Origin of the sequence: Tissierella creatinophila DSM 6911, from assembly GCF_001940565.1 — a bacterium.
GTDB classification, from domain to species: domain Bacteria; phylum Bacillota; class Clostridia; order Tissierellales; family Tissierellaceae; genus Tissierella_A; species Tissierella_A creatinophila.
Window position 1 is genome coordinate 24,290 of sequence record NZ_LTDM01000007.1, and the last position, 19,043, is coordinate 43,332.

16 protein-coding genes, 1 tRNA gene and 1 other annotated feature are annotated in these 19,043 nt (G+C 31.0%); of the genes, 11 read left to right on the forward strand and 6 right to left on the reverse strand.

All coding sequences use genetic code 11. The features are described 5' to 3' along the window. Position 1: 1 nt before the first annotated feature. A complete protein-coding gene (gene glpK, locus TICRE_RS02720; RefSeq protein ID WP_075724884.1) occupies positions 2–1,501 on the forward strand; it encodes a glycerol kinase GlpK in 1,500 nt (499 codons plus the stop codon). A gap of 40 nt (positions 1,502–1,541) precedes the next feature. Here glpK and TICRE_RS02725 read toward each other — a convergent pair whose 3' ends face one another. Together TICRE_RS02725 and TICRE_RS02730 are read right to left on the reverse strand one after the other, a co-directional pair. After that, positions 1,542–3,533: an LTA synthase family protein gene (locus tag TICRE_RS02725; RefSeq protein ID WP_075724886.1), complete on the reverse strand. Its 1,992-nt coding sequence runs from the start codon at positions 3,531–3,533 to the stop codon at positions 1,542–1,544. A gap of 147 nt (positions 3,534–3,680) precedes the next feature. Next, positions 3,681–4,034: a DUF1667 domain-containing protein gene (locus TICRE_RS02730; protein WP_075724889.1), complete on the reverse strand. Its 354-nt coding sequence runs from the start codon at positions 4,032–4,034 to the stop codon at positions 3,681–3,683. Positions 4,035–4,193: 159 nt separating this feature from the next. Beyond that, positions 4,194–4,362: a binding site (T-box leader), on the forward strand. A gap of 53 nt (positions 4,363–4,415) precedes the next feature. On the opposite strand from TICRE_RS02730, the gene serS reads away from it, so the two are divergent. From serS to TICRE_RS02755, 5 genes are all read left to right on the forward strand, one after another. Further along, positions 4,416–5,690, forward strand: a complete 1,275-nt coding sequence (serS, locus tag TICRE_RS02735) for a serine--tRNA ligase (RefSeq protein ID WP_075724891.1) — start codon at positions 4,416–4,418, stop codon at positions 5,688–5,690. A 140-nt stretch (positions 5,691–5,830) separates the two neighbouring features. Further along, positions 5,831–7,336: a M1 family metallopeptidase gene (locus TICRE_RS02740; protein ID WP_075724893.1), complete on the forward strand. Its 1,506-nt coding sequence runs from the start codon at positions 5,831–5,833 to the stop codon at positions 7,334–7,336. Positions 7,337–7,660: 324 nt separating this feature from the next. Further along, a tRNA-Arg gene (locus TICRE_RS02745) sits at positions 7,661–7,735 on the forward strand. A 76-nt stretch (positions 7,736–7,811) separates the two neighbouring features. Continuing rightward, a complete protein-coding gene (gene tadA, locus TICRE_RS02750) occupies positions 7,812–8,294 on the forward strand; it encodes a tRNA adenosine(34) deaminase TadA (RefSeq protein ID WP_075724895.1) in 483 nt (160 codons plus the stop codon). A gap of 122 nt (positions 8,295–8,416) precedes the next feature. Further along, complete coding sequence (locus TICRE_RS02755) at positions 8,417–9,772, forward strand: sodium-dependent transporter (RefSeq protein WP_075724897.1); 1,356 nt, start codon at positions 8,417–8,419, stop codon at positions 9,770–9,772. A gap of 15 nt (positions 9,773–9,787) precedes the next feature. On the opposite strand, the gene TICRE_RS02760 is transcribed toward TICRE_RS02755, so the two are convergent. The 4 genes from TICRE_RS02760 to TICRE_RS02775 form a co-directional block, all read right to left on the reverse strand. Beyond that, entirely contained in the window at positions 9,788–11,248 is a 1,461-nt protein-coding gene (locus tag TICRE_RS02760; protein WP_075724899.1) for a nicotinate phosphoribosyltransferase, read from the reverse strand. Positions 11,249–11,975: 727 nt separating this feature from the next. Continuing rightward, positions 11,976–12,239: a FeoC-like transcriptional regulator gene (locus tag TICRE_RS02765; RefSeq protein WP_075724901.1), complete on the reverse strand. Its 264-nt coding sequence runs from the start codon at positions 12,237–12,239 to the stop codon at positions 11,976–11,978. A gap of 15 nt (positions 12,240–12,254) precedes the next feature. Continuing rightward, a complete protein-coding gene (feoB, locus tag TICRE_RS02770; RefSeq protein ID WP_075724902.1) occupies positions 12,255–14,249 on the reverse strand; it encodes a ferrous iron transport protein B in 1,995 nt (664 codons plus the stop codon). A gap of 27 nt (positions 14,250–14,276) precedes the next feature. After that, the gene (locus TICRE_RS02775; protein ID WP_075724904.1) at positions 14,277–14,516 is read right to left on the reverse strand and encodes a FeoA family protein; all 240 of its coding nucleotides are present in this window, start codon (positions 14,514–14,516) and stop codon (positions 14,277–14,279) included. 196 nt (positions 14,517–14,712) lie between these two features. Here TICRE_RS02775 and TICRE_RS02780 point away from each other — a divergent pair, with 196 nt between their 5' ends. The 5 genes from TICRE_RS02780 to TICRE_RS02800 all read left to right on the forward strand — a co-directional run bounded on the left by TICRE_RS02780 (position 14,713) and on the right by TICRE_RS02800 (position 19,028). Then, complete coding sequence (locus tag TICRE_RS02780; protein ID WP_075724906.1) at positions 14,713–17,085, forward strand: heavy metal translocating P-type ATPase; 2,373 nt, start codon at positions 14,713–14,715, stop codon at positions 17,083–17,085. 28 nt (positions 17,086–17,113) lie between these two features. Next, positions 17,114–17,320, forward strand: a complete 207-nt coding sequence (locus TICRE_RS02785) for a heavy-metal-associated domain-containing protein (RefSeq protein WP_075724908.1) — start codon at positions 17,114–17,116, stop codon at positions 17,318–17,320. 15 nt (positions 17,321–17,335) lie between these two features. Then, complete coding sequence (locus tag TICRE_RS02790; RefSeq protein WP_075724910.1) at positions 17,336–17,605, forward strand: metal-sensing transcriptional repressor; 270 nt, start codon at positions 17,336–17,338, stop codon at positions 17,603–17,605. A 148-nt stretch (positions 17,606–17,753) separates the two neighbouring features. Further along, positions 17,754–18,008 carry an aspartyl-phosphate phosphatase Spo0E family protein gene (locus TICRE_RS02795; protein ID WP_075724912.1) on the forward strand — a complete coding sequence of 85 codons (255 nt, stop codon included), beginning with the start codon at positions 17,754–17,756 and terminating at the stop codon, positions 18,006–18,008. A gap of 102 nt (positions 18,009–18,110) precedes the next feature. Further along, positions 18,111–19,028 (forward strand): DnaJ C-terminal domain-containing protein, encoded by a 918-nt coding sequence (locus tag TICRE_RS02800; protein WP_075724914.1) that lies wholly within the window; start codon positions 18,111–18,113, stop codon positions 19,026–19,028. Positions 19,029–19,043: the final 15 nt, after the last annotated feature.

The window sequence follows — 19,043 nt, forward strand, 5'->3', positions numbered from 1 at the left end:
CTTGGATAAAAAATATATATTAGCACTAGATCAAGGGACAACTAGTTCAAGAGCTATAATATTTAATCATGAGGGTGAAATAGTAAAGGTAGCGCAAAATGAGTTTACACAATTCTATCCAAAAAGCGGTTGGGTAGAACATGACCCTATGGAAATCTGGGGCACGCAGTCAGGAGTAGCAAGAGAAGTACTTGAAACTGCAGGGATAAGGCCTGAGAAAATAGCTGCTATAGGAATTACAAATCAAAGGGAAACAACAGTAGTATGGGATAAGAATACTGGTAGACCAGTTTACAATGCTATAGTTTGGCAGTGTAGAAGAACAGCTAAGATATGTACTGATTTAAAGAAAAAGGGACTTGAGAAATATGTAAAAGAAAATACAGGTCTTTTAATAGATGCCTACTTTTCTGGAACAAAGATTAAATGGATACTTGATAATGTAGAAGGAGCCAGAGAAAAGGCTGAAAATGGAGAATTATTATTTGGAAATATAGACACTTGGCTTATATGGAATCTAACTCGTGGAAAGGTTCATGTAACGGATTATACAAATGCTTCTAGAACTATGATTTACAATATAAAGACATTAAAATGGGACGAAAAGCTATTAAAAGAATTAGATATACCCCCTTCAATGCTTCCTGAAGTTAGAAACTCAAGTGAAGTCTATGGAACTACTGATCCTCAAACATTTGGCGGAGCTGAGATACCCATATCAGGTATAGCAGGGGATCAACAAGCAGCGTTATTTGGACAAACATGTTTTACCCCTGGAATGGCAAAAAATACTTACGGAACTGGATGCTTTATGTTAATGAATACAGGTGAGAAGATGATAACTTCTCAAAATGGACTTTTAACTACAATTGCTTGGGGAATAGATGGTAAGGTAGAGTATGCCCTTGAAGGAAGTATATTTGTAGCTGGAGCTGTAGTGCAATGGCTAAGAGATGAGCTTCAAATAGTTCACGATGTAAAGGATACTGAGTACTTTGCACGCAAGGTAGAGGATACTGGAGGGGTGTATTTAGTGCCTGCTTTTGTAGGACTTGGTGCTCCCTACTGGGATATGTATGCACGAGGTACTATGGTGGGTTTAACTCGTGGAACTAATAGAAATCATATAATAAGAGCGGCTCTAGAATCTATTTGCTATCAAACTAGAGATATATTAGAAGCTATGGAACAAGACTCCCATATAAAGTTAAATACTTTAAAGGTCGATGGAGGAGCAGTAGAAAATAACTTTCTAATGGACTTCCAAGCAGATATTTTAGGAGTACCAGTTCATAGACCTAAAACTATAGAAACCACAGCTCTAGGTGCAGCTTATCTTGCAGGGCTTGCGGTAGGTTTTTGGAAAAACAAAGATGAGATAAAAGATAAATGGAGTGTAGATAGAATCTTTACTGCAACTATGGAAGAAGATAAAAAAGAGAAGTTGTATAAAGGGTGGAAAAAAGCAATTAGTAAGGCGGTTGATTGGGAAGAAGAATGACATGGAAAAAAAAGACAAGATTTTTAATCTTGTCTTTTTTTTATTCACTCAATATCTCTATTTCTTTACCATCTATAACTTTTGTTTTAGTAGTTTCATTTTTTAAAAATTCTTTATAATATTTTATTAAATCATTATTTATTATATTGGAAGAAAGTTCTAATCTCTGTTCTATTCTCTCTATCACTGGTGTAATATCCTCATCTAAATCTTCTCTTACTAATAGTTCATTAGTTTTAATATCATAGAGTTCTGAAGTTGATGAAGAGTAATAGTAGTCTTTATCTATAAAGCTTCCATCAGGGAATGCTACTGTATTTTCTTCTACATTAAATATATCTTTTCCCATTTGATAAGGATTAAATACTCCAAGCATATTTGAAATCGTTGGAAGAACATCTACCATTCCTATTGGTTCTTCAACTTTTTTTGCTAAAGATCCATCTTTAGACCAAATTATAAGTGGAGTTTTTCTTACTTGTTTTAAATAAGAGTTATTTACTTTAATATAATTTGGATCATCTTTGGCTAATACTGTATCAGTATCTTTATCATAGTTATAGATTTTCTCATAATCTTCAGTTGAAATCTTAGCATGGTGATCACCATATATCAATATAACCGCATTTTCTAAAAGTCCTTCTTTATCCATTTCTTCTACAAAGACCTGTAGGGACTTATCTGCGTAGTTAAAAGATTTTAGATAATTAGATATATCACTTCCTTCTAAATAACCAGTATCGAATTCTCCATAAGTCTTTAAATCATCAAAAGGATAATGATTTGAAAGAGAAATAAGTTTTGCCATAATAGGCTTCTTCTTTTCTTCTTTTATCTTTTTTATCTTTTGAACAGATTGCTTGTAGAATGACTCATCACTAAGACCAAGCCCAACTTCTTCATCTATCTCATAACTATCTTTGCTTACAAATTCTTGATAACCAAGATTTTCATGCATTATATCTCTATTCCAAAAGTCTCCGTTGTTACCATGCATACTCATTGTATAATAATCTTTTTCATTTAATAACTTTTGAATTGATTCATACTCTTTATTACTATGGTCTATAAAAACTGTACCATTATTTATAGGATATAGTGAAGTATTAAAGGTAAACTCTGAGTCACTACTAGTACCTATAGAATGTTGAGGATAAAAGTTATTAAAGAACAATCCCTCTTTTGATAATTTGTTTAAGAAAGGAGTAACTTCTCCATCTCCAAATGATAAATCCATAGCAAAATTTTGTGCACTTTCATAGTGAATTACATATATATCTTTTCCTTCTAATATACCTGTATACTCATTTTCTATTCTTGAACTATTATTTTCATCTACTAAACCTTTTAGTGCTTCATTAAAATCTCCAGGATTTACTTTAGTAGGTTTAGGTACAAATGCAGATTTAACTATATCTGCTGTAGCATAAGAATATATACCAAGTTCTTCTACAAGGTAAGATCTATTCCATTGTTTTTTAAGTCTACTAAAATCACTTGATGTTAGTGTAAGAGATACCATTAGAAGCATTACTGTTCCAAGTACAAATGGTCTTATAACCTGTCTTTTACATACTTTTCCTTCTGGCTTTTCAAAATAACCTTTCTTTTTAAGTCTTTTAAAAGCTATTATCAAAAGCACAGTTGGAATAACAAATAGCAATACCTTTATATCCAAAGTTTCTGTAACACTATTTTTCATCTTTCCAAGTTGTTTAGCTTGATTAAAAAGTGTAACAGATATAAACGAGTTAAAATGTGTATAATATAAGTAATTTGCTGCACTTAAAAAACTAAATACCCCAGACAGAATAATATAGACATAGTTTCTGTTTTTATAGGATAAAAACAGAGCAAGTATACTTATAATAAGTATCATAGAGATACTTGTAACAATTGGCTTTAATTTAAATACTCCTCCTATAGTAAGAGCTCTTAGAACTAAGTCATTAAATATTCCTCCAAGAACTAGTAATACTAATATAATATTGTTTTTAAAATTTCCATAAACTTTTCTTTTTTTGTTTTCCATTTATACCCCTCTTTTTCTTTTTACTAATCTTACAAGCTACACTAATATATTAGATTAAATCTTCTTTTATTCTTAAATAGAACTATATAATAAGAAGATTACACATAGATTAAAGTCGCCTTACAAATTAGTAAGATTAAACAAACATTAAATCTTATTTACTTTTCTAGTTGAGATAACATTTATACCAGTATTCATTATATCTTCTATTATAATAGCACCTTTAGATACAGGGGCCTTTACTCTAGTATTTTCTATTATCTCTATAAATTTATCTTTTAGATAACTTGGTACTATATCATCAGTTTTGACATGTAATCTACTCATAGGGCCACTATCTAAAAGCACTCTGGAAAAAACCACTCTTGATGGCTCGGTCATTTCTTTTAATGCATATTTTTGTCCTTGTGGGCATCTATTGCCGCTTACTTTATAGGAATTATCTTCTTTGTTTTCTTCTATGTTTAACTCACACTTCATAGGACATATTTGACATTGCATAATATTATTCACCTTCTCTAACAAATAGGTATACCAGCATCAAGATATATTATACCATATATTTTAAATGAAAAATGTTTTTTTATAAAAAAAATATAATTTTTTAGAAAATTGGTTGATAATTTAGTTAATTTGAGTTATACTATATTATAATTAAATATTGTAGCGAAGAAGGGAATAAGTAAAAAAACGAACTTTTAAGAGAGCCAATGCGTGGTGAAAATTGGTAAGTAAATTTTTTGAATCCATCCTGGAGCTAGTAATCTTTTAAGTGAACTTTAAAAAGGTTAATTAGGGTGGCAACGCGGGCTTTACTCTCGTCCCTACTATGGGAAGCGGGGGTATTTTTTGTTTTTTGATAAAAATAGGAGGTTTTTAAAAATGTTAGATATCAAAAGAATAAGGATGAATGCAAAAGAAGTAAAAGAAGCTTTAGAAAAAAGACATGGATCTTTTCCAATAGATGAAGTGATTCAAATAGATGAAAAGAGAAGAAATCTACTTATAGAAGTAGAAGAAATGAAAGCTAAACAAAATAGTGTATCTAAAGAAATACCAAAACTTAAAAAGGAAGGAAAAGATGTAGCGGAAGTTTTAGAAGAGATGAAAAGCCTTTCTGATAAAGTAAAAGAAAAAGATATATTAGTAAAAGAAATAGATGAAAAACTTAAAGCTCTACTACTTGAAATACCAAATACCCCTCATGAATCTGTGGTAATAGGTAAAAGTGATGAGGACAATGTAGAGATTAGAAAATTTGGAGAACCTAGGAAGTTTGATTTTGAAATAAAGGCCCATTGGGATATTGGAACTGATTTAGATATCTTAGACTTTGAAAGAGCTTCAAAGATTACAGGAGCTAGATTTACTGTTTTTAAAGGACTAGGTGCAAAACTTGAAAGAGCTATAATGAGCTTTATGTTAGATACTCATACTTCTGAACATGGATATACTGAGATGCTTACGCCTTTTATGGTAAATAGAGATAGTATGATAGGTACAGGTCAACTTCCAAAGTTTGAGAATGATATGTTTCATCTTCCAGAAAAAGATTATTTTTTAGTACCTACTGCTGAAGTTCCACTTACCAATCTTCATAGAGATGAGATTTTAGAGGGGGAAAATCTACCAGTATATTATACAGGTTATACTCCTTGTTTTAGGCAAGAAGCTGGAGCTGCTGGACGAGATACCAGAGGACTTATAAGAAATCATCAATTTGATAAAGTAGAACTTGTAAAGCTTGTAAAACCAGAGAGTTCTTATGATGAGCTTGAAAAGCTTACAAAAAATGCAGAGGAGATATTAAAGCTTTTAAATATTCCATATAGAGTTGTAATGCTTAGTAGTGGAGATTTAGGTTTTTCTTCTGCTAAAACTTATGATATAGAAGTTTGGATGCCAAGTTATGATAGATATGTAGAGATATCAAGCTGTAGTAACTTTGAAGATTTCCAAGCAAGGAGAACTAATCTTAGATTTAGAAACGATAAAACTTCTAAAGTAGAGTATCTTCATACACTAAATGGATCAGGTCTTGCAGTTGGTAGAACTTTTGCAGCAATACTAGAAAATTACCAGCAAGAAGATGGAAGTGTAATAGTACCTGAAGTTTTAAGACCATATTTAAGAAATATAGAAAAAATCCAAAAGTAAATTATTTAAAATACATCATAGATAGATATCTAAGATGTATTTTTTCTAGTTATTAATATCTCTTAAATGGAATATATTGTTATATACTAGCAATAATATTGTTATAATACATATAAATCTAAAATTCTAGGAGGAATAAATTGAAAAATAAAAGCAGGATTTATCTATTCTTATTGATATTTACTTTATTTTTAACTGGTTGTAAGGGTAATGATGATAAAACGAGTTCTAATTTTAAGCCATCTACTTTGATAGAAAAAGATGCAAATGGCACAGTAGAAGGGGATTTAAATAAATATAAAATAGATATAAAAATTGATGAGAAGGAAAAATCCTTTACGGGAAAACAAAAAACTCTATTTAAAAATAATACAGGGGTTGCCCTAGGAGAAATATATTTTAGGCTATATCCAAATGCTTTCAAACGTTTTGAAGATTCACCTATTCTTTTTTCACAATCTCCATATACAAAGAAAACCTTTAAAGAGGGATTTATAGAGATGAAAAAACTTAGTTTAAAAGGTGAAGATTTAAAATATACAATAGAGGGAGAGGATAAAACACTTTTAAAGATAAAACTTGAAAGACCTTTGATGGAAGGTCAACAAATAGAGATAGATATGGAGTACTTTGTAAAACTCCCTACATCACAAGATCGATTTGGATATGGAAAAAACACTATGAACTTTGGAAATTGGTATCCAGTTCTATCAGTATATGATGAAGATGGATGGAGTAAGGATCCTTATTATTCAGTAGGAGATCCATTTTATACAGATGCATCCAACTATGATGTAAATATAACAGTAGATAAAGATATAATTGTTGCAAGTAGTGGAAATATCTTGGAAGAAAAAATAATAGGCAAAGAAAAAATCTATAAGATAGAGGGAAGATTTATAAGAGACTTTGCCTTTGCGGCAAGTAGTGACTTTAAAATAAGAGAAGAAATGGTAGATGATACTTTAGTAAAATTATATTATTTAGATAATAATAAAACTATGATTGAAGAGAGTTTAAAATATAGTGTAGACTCTATAAAGGCTTTTAATAAATCTTTTGGTAAATACCCATATGGTGTATATTCAGTAGTTTTAACAGAGTTCCCAAGTGGAATGGAATATCCGAGTATAGTATTTATAAATGAAAGATATTTCACTAAAGATGCTAAGACAATCCTAGAACAAACTATAGTCCATGAGACAGCTCATCAATGGTGGTATGGCCTTGTTGGGAATGATCAAGTAAAAGAAGCTTGGTTAGATGAGGGATTAACTAGCTATTCTGAAGTCATATATATGGATAAAATATATGGGGAAAAAGAGGGAGATTTATATTTTGAAAATGGTTTTGAAATGAATTATGACATCATAGAAGAGTATCTAAGAGGGGAAGATACTCAGGTAAATAAATCGATAGAAGAATTTGAAGACTGGGATGACTATGGTATTTTAGTATATACAAAAGCAGCTGTATTTTTAAGAGATATAGAAGATAGATATGGAAAGGATACTCTTTTAAAAATCCTTAGCACATATTTTAAAGAATATAAATATAAGAATGCTACTACTGAAGGTTTTTTAGAAATTTGTGAGAAAGTAACAAAGGAGAGCTTTAAGGGATTAGAAGAAGAGTGGCTAAAATAAAAAAGAGCTTTAAAGCTCTTTTTTAATATTTACAACCACAACCACCTGAAAAAATAATTACTAATAATAAAAAGAAAAACAATAAACTACTATCTTTTTTCTTATAACCACCACATTGTAACATAGTAAATACCTCCTTAGTAGATTTTGGATTGCTCACTATATTATATTAAAATTTCTAAAATATGTTACTATTATGATACTAAAGATAGTAAGATATAATAGGGATATAGAAGATTGAAAAAGGAATAATAGACTAAGGTTGACAAGAGGTAATAGTTATTATAAAATAATGTAGTAATAAAATAAGAAGAAGCAAAATAGGCCCTCGTAGTTAAATGGATATAATAAACCCCTCCTAAGGGTTAGTTGCTGGTTCGATTCCGGCCGGGGGTGCCACTTAAATCTTATAAATATAATATTTATAAGATTTTTTTATGTGATAAGTTTCAGACACTTAAAAGTAGGTGAAAAAATGGATGAACATTTTATGAAAGAAGCTTTAAAAGAAGCTAAATATGCGTATGAACTCTTAGAAGTTCCAGTAGGTGCTATTATTGTATATGATGGTAAGATAATAGGAAGGGGTCACAATAAAGTAGAAACACTTAAAAACTCACTATCTCACGCAGAAATAATTGCAATAGATGAGGCGAGTAAATCTATGGATGCCTGGAGATTAATAGATTCTACTATGTATGTTACACTAGAACCGTGTGCTATGTGTGCAGGAGCTATAGTCAACTCACGAATAAAAAGACTTGTAATAGGCTCGCTTGATCCCAAGAGAGGATGTGCAGGAAGTCTTATCAATATAGTAAATCATCCAAGTTTAAACCATAGGGTAGAAGTAGAAACTGGGATTTTAGAAAAAGAATGTACAGAAATTTTACAGAACTTTTTTAAGGAGCTAAGGAAGATTAAAGAAATAAATCACTCTAAGAGTTTAGATAAGTAATCCATTTAATCCCATATCGCATATATTGACAAATAAATACAAATTTTCACATACTATTCTTGACAAATAGGCTATATCACATTATAGTATAAATTATGTACAAAAAAAGGGGGTTATGGTAAATGGAAAAAAGAGAAGGTTTTAGTTCCAAGTTTGGTATACTTGCAGCTGCAATAGGATCTGCAGTAGGGCTTGGAAACATATGGAGGTTTCCATATGTAACGGGTAAATATGGCGGAGGTGCCTTTTTAATTATATATTTAGGGATAGTTGCAATAATAGGATTACCTCTTATGTTAAGTGAGTTTGTAATAGGTAGGGAAGCGAAACTTGACGCTATAGGATCATTTAAAAAGCTTGATTCTAAGAGGCCTTTTTATATTTCGGGAGTGCTTGGAGTTTTATCTGCATTTTTTATTCTTTCGTATTATGGTGTAGTAGCAGGTTGGACACTTGAATATGTATTTTCATCTATAACAAACAAGTTTGCAGGCCAAAATAGTGAAGAGATTGCAAATATGTTTGGGACGTTTATACAACATCCATACAGACCAATTATATGGCAAATTATATTTATGGGTGTAACTGGACTTGTAGTTTCTACTGGGATAGAAAAGGGAATAGAAAAAGTTTCAAAGATAATGGTTCCTCTATTATTAGTTCTTATCATCGTACTTGATATTAGAGCAATTAGTCTTCCAAATAGTATGGAGGGACTTAAGTTTTTATTTAAACCGGATTTTTCTATAATAGATAGAAGAGTAGTTTTGGCTGCACTTGGACATGCATTTTATTCACTTAGTCTTGGTATGGGAATTATGATAACTTATGGTTCGTATATAGGAGATAAGGAAAACTTAGGAAAAACAGCACTTCAAATTTCAATAGCAGATACACTAATTGCTCTGCTTGCAGGGGTAGCAATATTTCCAGCTGTATTTGCATATGGATTAGATCCTGCAGAAGGACCGGGGCTTGTATTCACAACTCTTCCAAATGTATTTAATCAAATGCCAGGAGGATACTTTTTTAGTATAATGTTTTTTTCACTTTTAGCACTAGCAGCTCTTACAAGCACTATATCTCTACTTGAAGTAGTAGTAGCGTTTTTAGTTGATAGTCTTAAAATGGAAAGAAAAAAAGCAAGTATACTTTCCTTTACAAGTATAACAATAATAGGATTTTTTGCATCACTTGCTAATGGTCCACTCTCAGGTAAAGTCTTCTTTGGTAAGAATTTCTTTGATTTTTTAGATACGACTACAGCAAATTATTTTTTAACTACAGCAGCACTTATAAGCGTAATATTTATTGGTTGGTTTATGAATAAAGATAGAGTAAAAGCACAGCTTACTAGTGAAGGTTCATTTAATGTAATGTATGAAAAGGCATTTTATACAATAATAAGATATATAGCTCCTATTGGAATATTATTAGTGTTTTTATACCAAATTGGAGTATTTGGTGAAAAATTATAGCAAAAAACCGATAGTTTAACTATCGGTTTTTTCTTTTAGTAGCTTATCTTTTATTGTCCATAGTTTAAGCGATAAATCTACTACATATTCATGAGGGTTTTCAAATCGCTTTACTTCTTGCCAAAGGTTTTCTATATTCTTACTGGTATATTCTTTGATTTCATGTATATTTCTATTTTTATAGACCTGCTCACCCTTATCAAATATTTTAACTAAGAGTTTTTCAACATAAAAGTTTTCTATAACCTTTCTCTTCCATGTAAATAGAGGATGAAATATTTCATATGGCTTAGTATCATCTATTTCTTCTTCATGAAGAGTTACAACATCAGCTATAGCTTTATTTGTAGTCTTATCAAACAATCTATGAACTTGTTTAAAACTTGGAGTAGTTATCTTTCCAACATTTTCACTTATCTTTATCTTAGGGATTATCTTTCCGTTTTCCTCAAGAGCTGTAAGCTTATATACCCCACCAAATATTGGTTCACTCATAGCAGTTATAAGTCTTTCACCTACACCAAATAAATTTATCTTAGCACCTTGATTTATCAAATCTGTTATAATATATTCATCTAAACCACTTGATGCCATAATTGTACAATCAGGAAAGCCAGCTTCATCTAGCATCTTTCTAGCTTCTTTAGAAAGATAAGCCATATCTCCACTGTCTATTCTTATGCCCTTAGGTCTAAAGCCTCTAGGTAAGACCTCTTCGTTAAAAGTTTTTATAGCATTTGGTATACCTTGTTTTAATGTATTGTATGTATCTACAAGTAGATAACAGTTATCTGGATAGACTCTAGCATAAGCTTTAAACGCCTCAAGCTCAGTGTTAAATGACTGAATCCAGCTATGAGCCATGGTACCCATTGCAGGTATATTAAAATCTCTATCTACTATAGTGTTAGCTGTACCCATACAACCTCCAATATAGGCTGCCCTAGCCCCTAAAATTGCTGCTTCATAACTATGTGCTCTTCTACTGCCAAATTCTATTACAGGTCTACCTTCAGCTGCTCTTACTATTCGACTAGCTTTAGTTGCTATCAACGATTGATGATTTATAGTAAGAAGTATCATGGTTTCTATAAGTTGAGCTTGTACCATAGGACCTCTAACTATAACTATAGGTTCTCTAGGAAAGATGGGAGTGCCTTCTTTAAATGCCCATACATCACAGGTAAACTTAAAATTACGAAGATATTTTAAAAACTTTTCTGAAAAGATACCTTTGCTTCGAAAGTATTCTATATCTCTATCGCTAAATCTTAAGTTTTTAAGATATTCAATAAGTTGTTCTACTCCAGCCATGATGCCGTATCCTCCATCATCAGGAATAGATCTAAAAAACATATCAAAATAAGCGATTTTTCCTTCCATATCATTTTCTAAATATCCATTTGCCATAGTGAATTCATAAAAATCTGCAAGCATTGAAAGATTTCTATTATTTGACCAGTCTAAATTATTCATAATCGTCTCCTTAAATTATATTATTACCATTATAAACTTAAACTTCTTGAATTACAATATATACAAATGATAGCCAAAGGTTTTAGATTTAAAAAATAAGATGGATGTCTTCTATATTGTTTACTAGAAAACACCCATCTATTTAAAATAAAACTTAAAACTGTTAACAGAGTCTAAACAACTCTCAATGCTTAAATCTTGTACTATACTAATCTTCTCCTCAATTGAACTTATTAAACTTAATCTTTTTATACTTCTTTATTAAGTTTATTTATTAAGTTTCAGTATCCGTCTTTAGGGGAAACTTCCATCTTAACAATTCTTTAAACCGATATTAAATTGTAAACAAATTTACTCTTATTATCTTACTCTTGTTATCTTTGTTTATTTAATACTTTTACTCTAGTTACTTTAAATATTTTACATCTAAATCAACCTTCGTATTTTAAAATCTAATCTCTTTTGCGATAATTTTTATAAATCTAATTATCGTTTCTAAACTCTTACTTCTTTAATACTTTAGACTCTGTTAACTAAAGTTTTATTTACAAGCCATAAAATTTATATAAGATAAATCTAAGGGGTATAAGTTATCTTATCTTTTATGGTTGTATCTATATTATACCCAATATATATTTTCTAAACATCTTTTTTGAAAATATATTAAGTTTTTTAATATATCTTCAAAAATAAAAAATACTTAGCTGTTTACAGCTAAGTATCATGTCTAGATAGATTTCAACAAATTTTCTCCTTTAGAAGAAATTTTAAATGTTTTTACTAAAGTCGTGTTACAGCTTCTAGCATAAGGACATCTATTGCAAGAAGTTTCACAAGTGGAAGAACCTATATCTTCTATTAAATACCCCATTCTTATAAGATCTTCTACTAGAGCCTTTGCCATATCTTTTGAAATATTAAGTGATTTGCTTATATATAAATCTGAATAAAGATTTGTTTCATCTATTAATTTTAAAGTTTCCTTAAGCAAAAGAATTCATCTCCTTTAAAACCCTAGTAAAGTTCCAACTTGATAGACAAGTACAGCTGATATCCATCCTATTATAAATGTATAGATAGATATAAATATTGCCCATTTATAGGAATTAGTTTCTTTTTTTACTGTAGCTATAGTAGCAGCACATGGAGTATAAAACAATACCATAACCATAAAGGAAACGGCAGTAAGAGGTGTAAATATACTTTGAAGCTCAACAGCTAGGGCGCTAGGATCAGATGAACCAGCAGCATATACCATTCCAAGAACACCAACAACTGCTTCTTTAGCAGCTATACCAGAAAATAGACTTACAGCCGCTTGCCATGACCCAAATCCAGCTGGTTTAAATATTGGAGCTACAACAGTTCCAATTTTACCCAGATAACTTCCCTGACTAGATGGCTCTACACCATATGGAAGTATCGAAAGCACCCATAGTAGACTTACAACCACAAAGATCACCGTACCTGCTCTATGAAGAAAATCCCATACTTTATCCCACATATTTCTAAGTACACTTGTTATAGAAGGAAGTCTATAAGGAGGAAGCTCCATTATAAAGTCAGAACTCTCTCCTTTAAAAAGTGTCTTACTAAATATCTTACCTACTACAAGTGCCATTATAATACCTAGTAGATACAATGAAAATAGCACCAATCCTCCGTTGTTTGGGAAAAATGCTGCAATAAACAACATGTATATAGGTATCCTTGCCCCGCAGCTCATAAATGGATTTATAAGTATCGCTATCATTCTATCTTTTTTATTTTCGAGTGTCCTAGTTGCCATAATTCCAGGCACATTACATCCAAAACCTATTATCATTGAAATAAATGTCTTACCGTGAAGACCAAGTTTTCTCATTATACCATCCATAACATACGCAGCTCTTGCCATATAACCTGTATCCTCTAATATTCCTAAAAAGAAATATAAGACTACTATAAGAGGTACAAAGACTAAAACAGCTCCAACGCCTCCAAATATCCCGTCAATTATAAATGAAGTAAGTAGAGTGGGAGCGGATATATTTAATAATACTTCTTCTACATATTTTCCAAGTGTTCCTATTAATCCTTCAACAAGTCCACCTAAAAAACCTTCTCCAATTGTAAATGTAAGTTGAAATACTATAAACATTATAAGCCCAAAGATAGGAATCCCCCAAAACTTATCTGTAACTATTTTATCTATCTTATCTGTTAAACTAAGCTGGTCTTCAGCAGGTCTTTTTACACTATGGGAGAGAATATCTCCTACAAAATTATATCTATTATCTATTATTTCAAGTTCTAAATCAGAATCTATTGATTGAATCTCATTGACTTTATTTTTTAAATTTTCGGTTCCATTTTTATCTATATAATTTATAATTTCTTTATCTTTTTCTAAAATCTTAATCGCTAACCAGTTCTTAGGATATATATATTCAGAATCTGAAAGAAGAGGCATTATAGATTCTAATTCGTTTTTAATTCTTTCAGTATAAGTAAAAGGTTTTATCATTTTTTCATAGTTAATATATTCAGTTGCAGACTTTAATAAATCTTGTATACCTTGTTTTTTTGAAGCAATCGTTGCAACTATTGGTACACCAAGTTCTTTAGATAATTTATCTAAATCAATTTCTATGTTTTTAGCCTTTGCTTCATCCATCATGTTTAGAGCGAGGACTACCTTTGTACCCATCTCTATAAGTTGAGCTGTTAAGTATAAATTTCTTTCAATATTGGTTGCATCAATTACATTTATTACTACATCGGGATTTCCCTTTAATATAAAATCTCTTGCAACAATTTCATCTTCTGAAAAGGCTCCAAGGCTGTAAGTACCTGGTAGATCCACTATATTATATTCTTTATTATTATATTTTACTTTTCCTTCCTTTTTTTCAACAGTAACTCCAGGCCAGTTTCCAACATGTTGATTTGATCCTGTTATAGCATTGAAAAGCGTAGTTTTACCACTATTTGGGTTTCCTACCAAAGCAATTGTGTCCATGTATCCATCCCTTTCTACATTTAAAATCTATCTTTCTATAATTATCTTACTTGCAAGTCCTTTTCCAATAGCAAGCTTGTGTCCTTGTATATTTAATATTAACGGTCCAATGTCATTTTTGACTATTTTTACTAATACTCCTTTGTTAAGTCCTAGTTCACATAATCTACTTCTTGAATTGCATCCGGCAGAAATTCCACAAATCTTACCACATTCACCCTTTTTAAGAGATGATAGAGATGATTGTTCTATGTATAGATTTTCCATTTAAATTCACTCCTTTATAATTAAAAAGCATGAATTGATAACGATTATCAACTATTTATATTCTATAATAAATTATTGAAAAAATCAACACCTTTTTACTGGGAATTAAATTGTTTTTATTTGACAAACTGAAACTAAGGTGCTATTATAAATAAAAGACCCCCTATAGAGGGGGGTGGAAGGAGGAGTTGATATTATGATAAATTCAAAAATAGATATAGAAATCAATGGTATGACTTGTGCTGCATGCTCAGCTAGAGTTGAAAAAGCCTTAAATAAAAAAGAAGGTGTTATAAATGCAGTAGTAAATCTATTGGGTCAAAAGGCCACTATAGAATATGATTCTAATATAGTAGGACCAAGCGAATTAGTAAATCTGATAGAGAAAACTGGATACGAAGTACCCTTGGTTAAGAGAACTTATCTTATAGAGGGCATGACTTGTGCTGCATGCTCAACTAGAGTAGATAAGGCCTTAAATAAGAAAGAGGAAATCCAAAAGGCGAATGTAAATCTTTCTACCAATAAGGCAGTTGTAGAATTTTCATCGGGTGTTTTAACCGATAAAGACATAATAGCTATAATAGAAAAAGCAGGATATAAGGCAGAAGTAGAGATAGATAGAGATTTAGATCGTGAAAAAGAACTTAGAGAAAAAGAAATAAAGTCTTTAAAAAATTCTTTTATAGTTTCTGCTATACTCACCATACCACTTTTCTCAGCTATGTTTTTTCATATGGCAGGAATAAATAATATACTGACAAATGGTTGGTTTCAGTTTGCCCTAGCAACTCCTGTACAGTTTATAATAGGATATAGATTTTATAATGGAGCGTATAAAGCTTTAAGAGGCGGAGGAGCTAATATGGATGTACTAATTGCTATGGGTACTTCCGCTGCTTATTTTTATAGTATATATAATCTTTTTGCAGGAGTGCATGAATACTACTTTGAAGCATCGGCAACTATTATAACTCTTATACTTTTAGGAAAGACATTTGAAGCTATTGCAAAGGGAAAGACTTCAGAAGCTATAAAAAAACTTATGGGTCTTCAACCAAAAACTGCTTTAATAATTAGAGATGGTGAAGAAATTGAGATAGATATAGATGATTTAAATATAGGGGACATAGTGATAGTAAAACCTGGAGAAAAGGTTCCAGTAGATGGTGTTATAGTAGAAGGAACTTCCTCACTTGATGAATCTATGATAACAGGAGAGAGTATACCAATAGATAAAGCAATTGGAGATGAAGTAATAGGAGCTACTATCAATAAATTTGGGGCATTTAAATTTAGGGCTACTAATATAGGAAAAGATACAGTGCTTTCACAGATAATAAAACTTGTAGAAGATGCTCAAGGTTCAAAAGCACCTGTTCAAAGACTTGCAGATAAGATATCAGGTATATTTGTACCGGTGGTTGTAGGGATAGCACTTGTTACATTTTTAATATTTTTCTTAGTATTTAAAGACTTTAATGAAGGACTTATAAATGCAGTAGCAGTTCTTGTTATAGCCTGTCCATGTGCGCTTGGCCTAGCAACACCTACAGCTATAATGGTAGGAACTGGAAAGGGAGCAGAAAATGGGATTTTAATAAAATCAGGTGAACATTTAGAGAGAACTCATGAAATGGACACTATAATATTTGATAAAACGGGTACAATTACTAAAGGAGAACCTGAAGTAACAGATATACTTTTCTTTAATGGATTTGAAGAAGATGAAATTTTAAGGATTGCAGCAAGTGTAGAAAAAGCCTCAGAACATCCTCTGGGTCAATCAATTGTTAAATATGGTGAAACAAAGCTTGAAAAAATAGTTGCAGCTAAAAACTTTACAGCAGTTCCAGGTAAGGGGCTTGAAGCAGATTTTGAAGGTAAAAAAGTTCTTATTGGAAATAGAAAGCTTATGAAGGATAATAGTGTGGATATAGAGGAAAAAGAAAATACTCTAGCAGAACTTGAAACGCTTGGAAAAACTGCAATGCTTATAGCTATAGATGGTCAACTCTCTGGTATAATTGCAGTAGCAGATACGATAAAAGAAACTTCTTTAAAAGCTATAAAAGAGCTTCAAGAGATGAATCTTACAGTATATATGATAACAGGAGACAATGAAAGAACAGCAAAAGCTATAGCAGATCAGGTTGGTATTACAAATATCTTAGCAGATGTTTTGCCGGAAAACAAAGCGGAAAAAGTAGAAGCATTAAAAAAAGAAGGTAAGCATGTAGGAATGGTAGGAGATGGTATAAACGATGCACCAGCTCTTGCAGCAGCAGATGTAGGTTTTGCAATAGGAACAGGAACTGACGTAGCTATGGAAGCAGCGGACATTACTCTTATGAGGGGAGACCTTTCTGGAGTAGTTACAGCTATAAGGCTAAGTCATAGAACTATGAAGACAATACGCCAAAATCTATTTTGGGCATTTTTCTACAATACTATAGGTATACCATTCTCAGCACTTGGATTTTTAAATCCTATGGTAGCAGGTGCAGCGATGGCATTTAGTTCAGTTTCAGTCGTTACAAATTCTTTAAGACTTAAAAAGTTTAGATAAATAGTAAATAAATAGGAGGAATATAAAAATGAAAAAAACATTGATAGTAGAAGGCATGAGTTGTTCTCACTGTGAAAACGCAGTTAAAAATGCATTAAGAGAATTACCAGAGGTCTTAGATGTAGAGGTGGATTTAGCACAAAACAAAGTAGAAGTTGAAGGAAGCGATTTGGAAGATAGCAGATTAAAAGAAGCAATAGATGAAGCGGGTTATGAGCTCGTAAGTATAGATTAAAGGCGGAAAAAAACTATGAACGAAACAAAGAAAAAAGCCTTAAATAAATTAAAGACTGCTAGGGGACAGATAGATGGAATAATAAACATGCTTGAAGATGAAAGATATTGCGTAGATATATCTACGCAAATTCTATCTGTAATAGGTTTATTAAAAAAGGCAAATATAGATATATTAAATAGTCATATTAGATCATGTGTTGCCACAGCTATACTCCAAAGTGAAGATAAAGGCGAAGAAAAGATACAAGAGATAATAAATATAATAGATAAATATATAAAATAAAAGATTTCCTTAAATTTAAGGAAATCTTTTATTTTATGCTTTACAATTACTTCGAACGCATGTTATGATTGAATAGACTGATGAACATACATTCATAAAAATATTAGAAAATGTGATTTAAATTTCTAAAGATGGAGATAATATATATATGTATATACGTACTAGAACCTTTCCTATTTGTTATGAAGATAAGGAGAAGATAAAAATGCTAAAAGAAATCAATAAAACGAGAAAATTATTAGAAGAACTCTTAGAAACTCACAATATAAGAGATAAAAAGGTCGTTGAAGTTAGTCAAAAACTTGATAGCCTTATCTTACAATACTATATTTTAGAATATAATGATTTAAAACTTAATTTTAGATATGAAGAAGAGATGTCTTCAATAAAAAAGGCAATTTAAATTGCCTTTTTTATTGAAATTTATACCAGAAAGGTATATAATAAACTTATAAAGGTCAAATAAGGTCAGAGATTTTAAACTTAAAAAAGAGGTGAATATATATTGGAATATAAAGATTACTATAAAATACTTGGAGTAAGCAAAAGTGCCAGTGGAGATGAAATAAAAAAAGCTTTTAGAAAAGCAGCTAAAAAGTATCATCCCGATTTACATCCTGACGATAAAGATGCACAAGAAAAGTTTAAAGAAGTAAATGAAGCATATGAAGTATTAGGTGATGAAAAGAAGAGAAAACAATATGATACATTTGGTTCAACTGGAGGATTTCAAGGGGGACAAAACTTTGATCCCTCACAGTACGGCTATGGAGGCGGTGGATCTTACACATATACAAGTTCTGATGAAGGATTTAGTGACTTCTTTAATACTATATTTGGAGGAGGATCTGGGGCTTCTAGTGGGTTTAATATAAACGATTTATTTGGTGGCGGAAGAAAGACTTCAAGACGTGCTAAAGCTCAAAGGCAAAGCTACGATTCTGAATTAAACATAACAATTGAAGAAGGATATAAAGGGTTTGAAAAAGATATATCTTTAAGCTTTAACGGAGAAGTTAAAACCATAAAAGTAAAAGTTCCAAGTGGGATAGGTCCAGGTAAGAAATTAAAAGTTAAAGGGGAAAAATGGGGTATAGATGGAGATATTCTATTTAAAATAAACTTTATAGAAGAAGATGGTTTAGAACTAGACGGACTTGATCTTATATCTAAAGTAGATGTACTTCCTTGGGATGCAGCTCTTGGAAATAAACAAGTTGTAGATACATTAGATGGTAAGATAAAGGTAAATATTCCTGAAGGAATAGAAAGTGGTAAAAGAATTAAAATACCTAAAAAGGGGTATAGAGATATGAAAGGAAATAGGGGTAATTTATTTTTGAAGATAAATATAGTAAATCCTAAGACCCTTTCAAAGACTCAAAGAAAACTATATGAAAAACTAAAAAATATGGAAGAATAAGAAAGGAAGATGAAT

Coding starts and splice junctions, on each gene's coding strand:
- TICRE_RS02725 (WP_075724886.1), bottom strand. CDS start 3,533: ATGGAAAACAAAAAAAGAAAAGTTTATGGAAATTTTAAAAACAATATT.
- TICRE_RS02780 (WP_075724906.1), top strand. CDS start 14,713: ATGATAAATTCAAAAATAGATATAGAAATCAATGGTATGACTTGTGCT.
- TICRE_RS02775 (WP_075724904.1), bottom strand. CDS start 14,516: ATGGAAAATCTATACATAGAACAATCATCTCTATCATCTCTTAAAAAG.
- TICRE_RS02760 (WP_075724899.1), bottom strand. CDS start 11,248: ATGAATAATTTAGACTGGTCAAATAATAGAAATCTTTCAATGCTTGCA.
- TICRE_RS02755 (WP_075724897.1), top strand. CDS start 8,417: ATGGAAAAAAGAGAAGGTTTTAGTTCCAAGTTTGGTATACTTGCAGCT.
- TICRE_RS02795 (WP_075724912.1), top strand. CDS start 17,754: ATGTATATACGTACTAGAACCTTTCCTATTTGTTATGAAGATAAGGAG.
- serS (WP_075724891.1), top strand. CDS start 4,416: ATGTTAGATATCAAAAGAATAAGGATGAATGCAAAAGAAGTAAAAGAA.
- feoB (WP_075724902.1), bottom strand. CDS start 14,249: ATGGACACAATTGCTTTGGTAGGAAACCCAAATAGTGGTAAAACTACG.
- TICRE_RS02790 (WP_075724910.1), top strand. CDS start 17,336: ATGAACGAAACAAAGAAAAAAGCCTTAAATAAATTAAAGACTGCTAGG.
- tadA (WP_075724895.1), top strand. CDS start 7,812: ATGGATGAACATTTTATGAAAGAAGCTTTAAAAGAAGCTAAATATGCG.
- TICRE_RS02730 (WP_075724889.1), bottom strand. CDS start 4,034: ATGCAATGTCAAATATGTCCTATGAAGTGTGAGTTAAACATAGAAGAA.
- TICRE_RS02785 (WP_075724908.1), top strand. CDS start 17,114: ATGAAAAAAACATTGATAGTAGAAGGCATGAGTTGTTCTCACTGTGAA.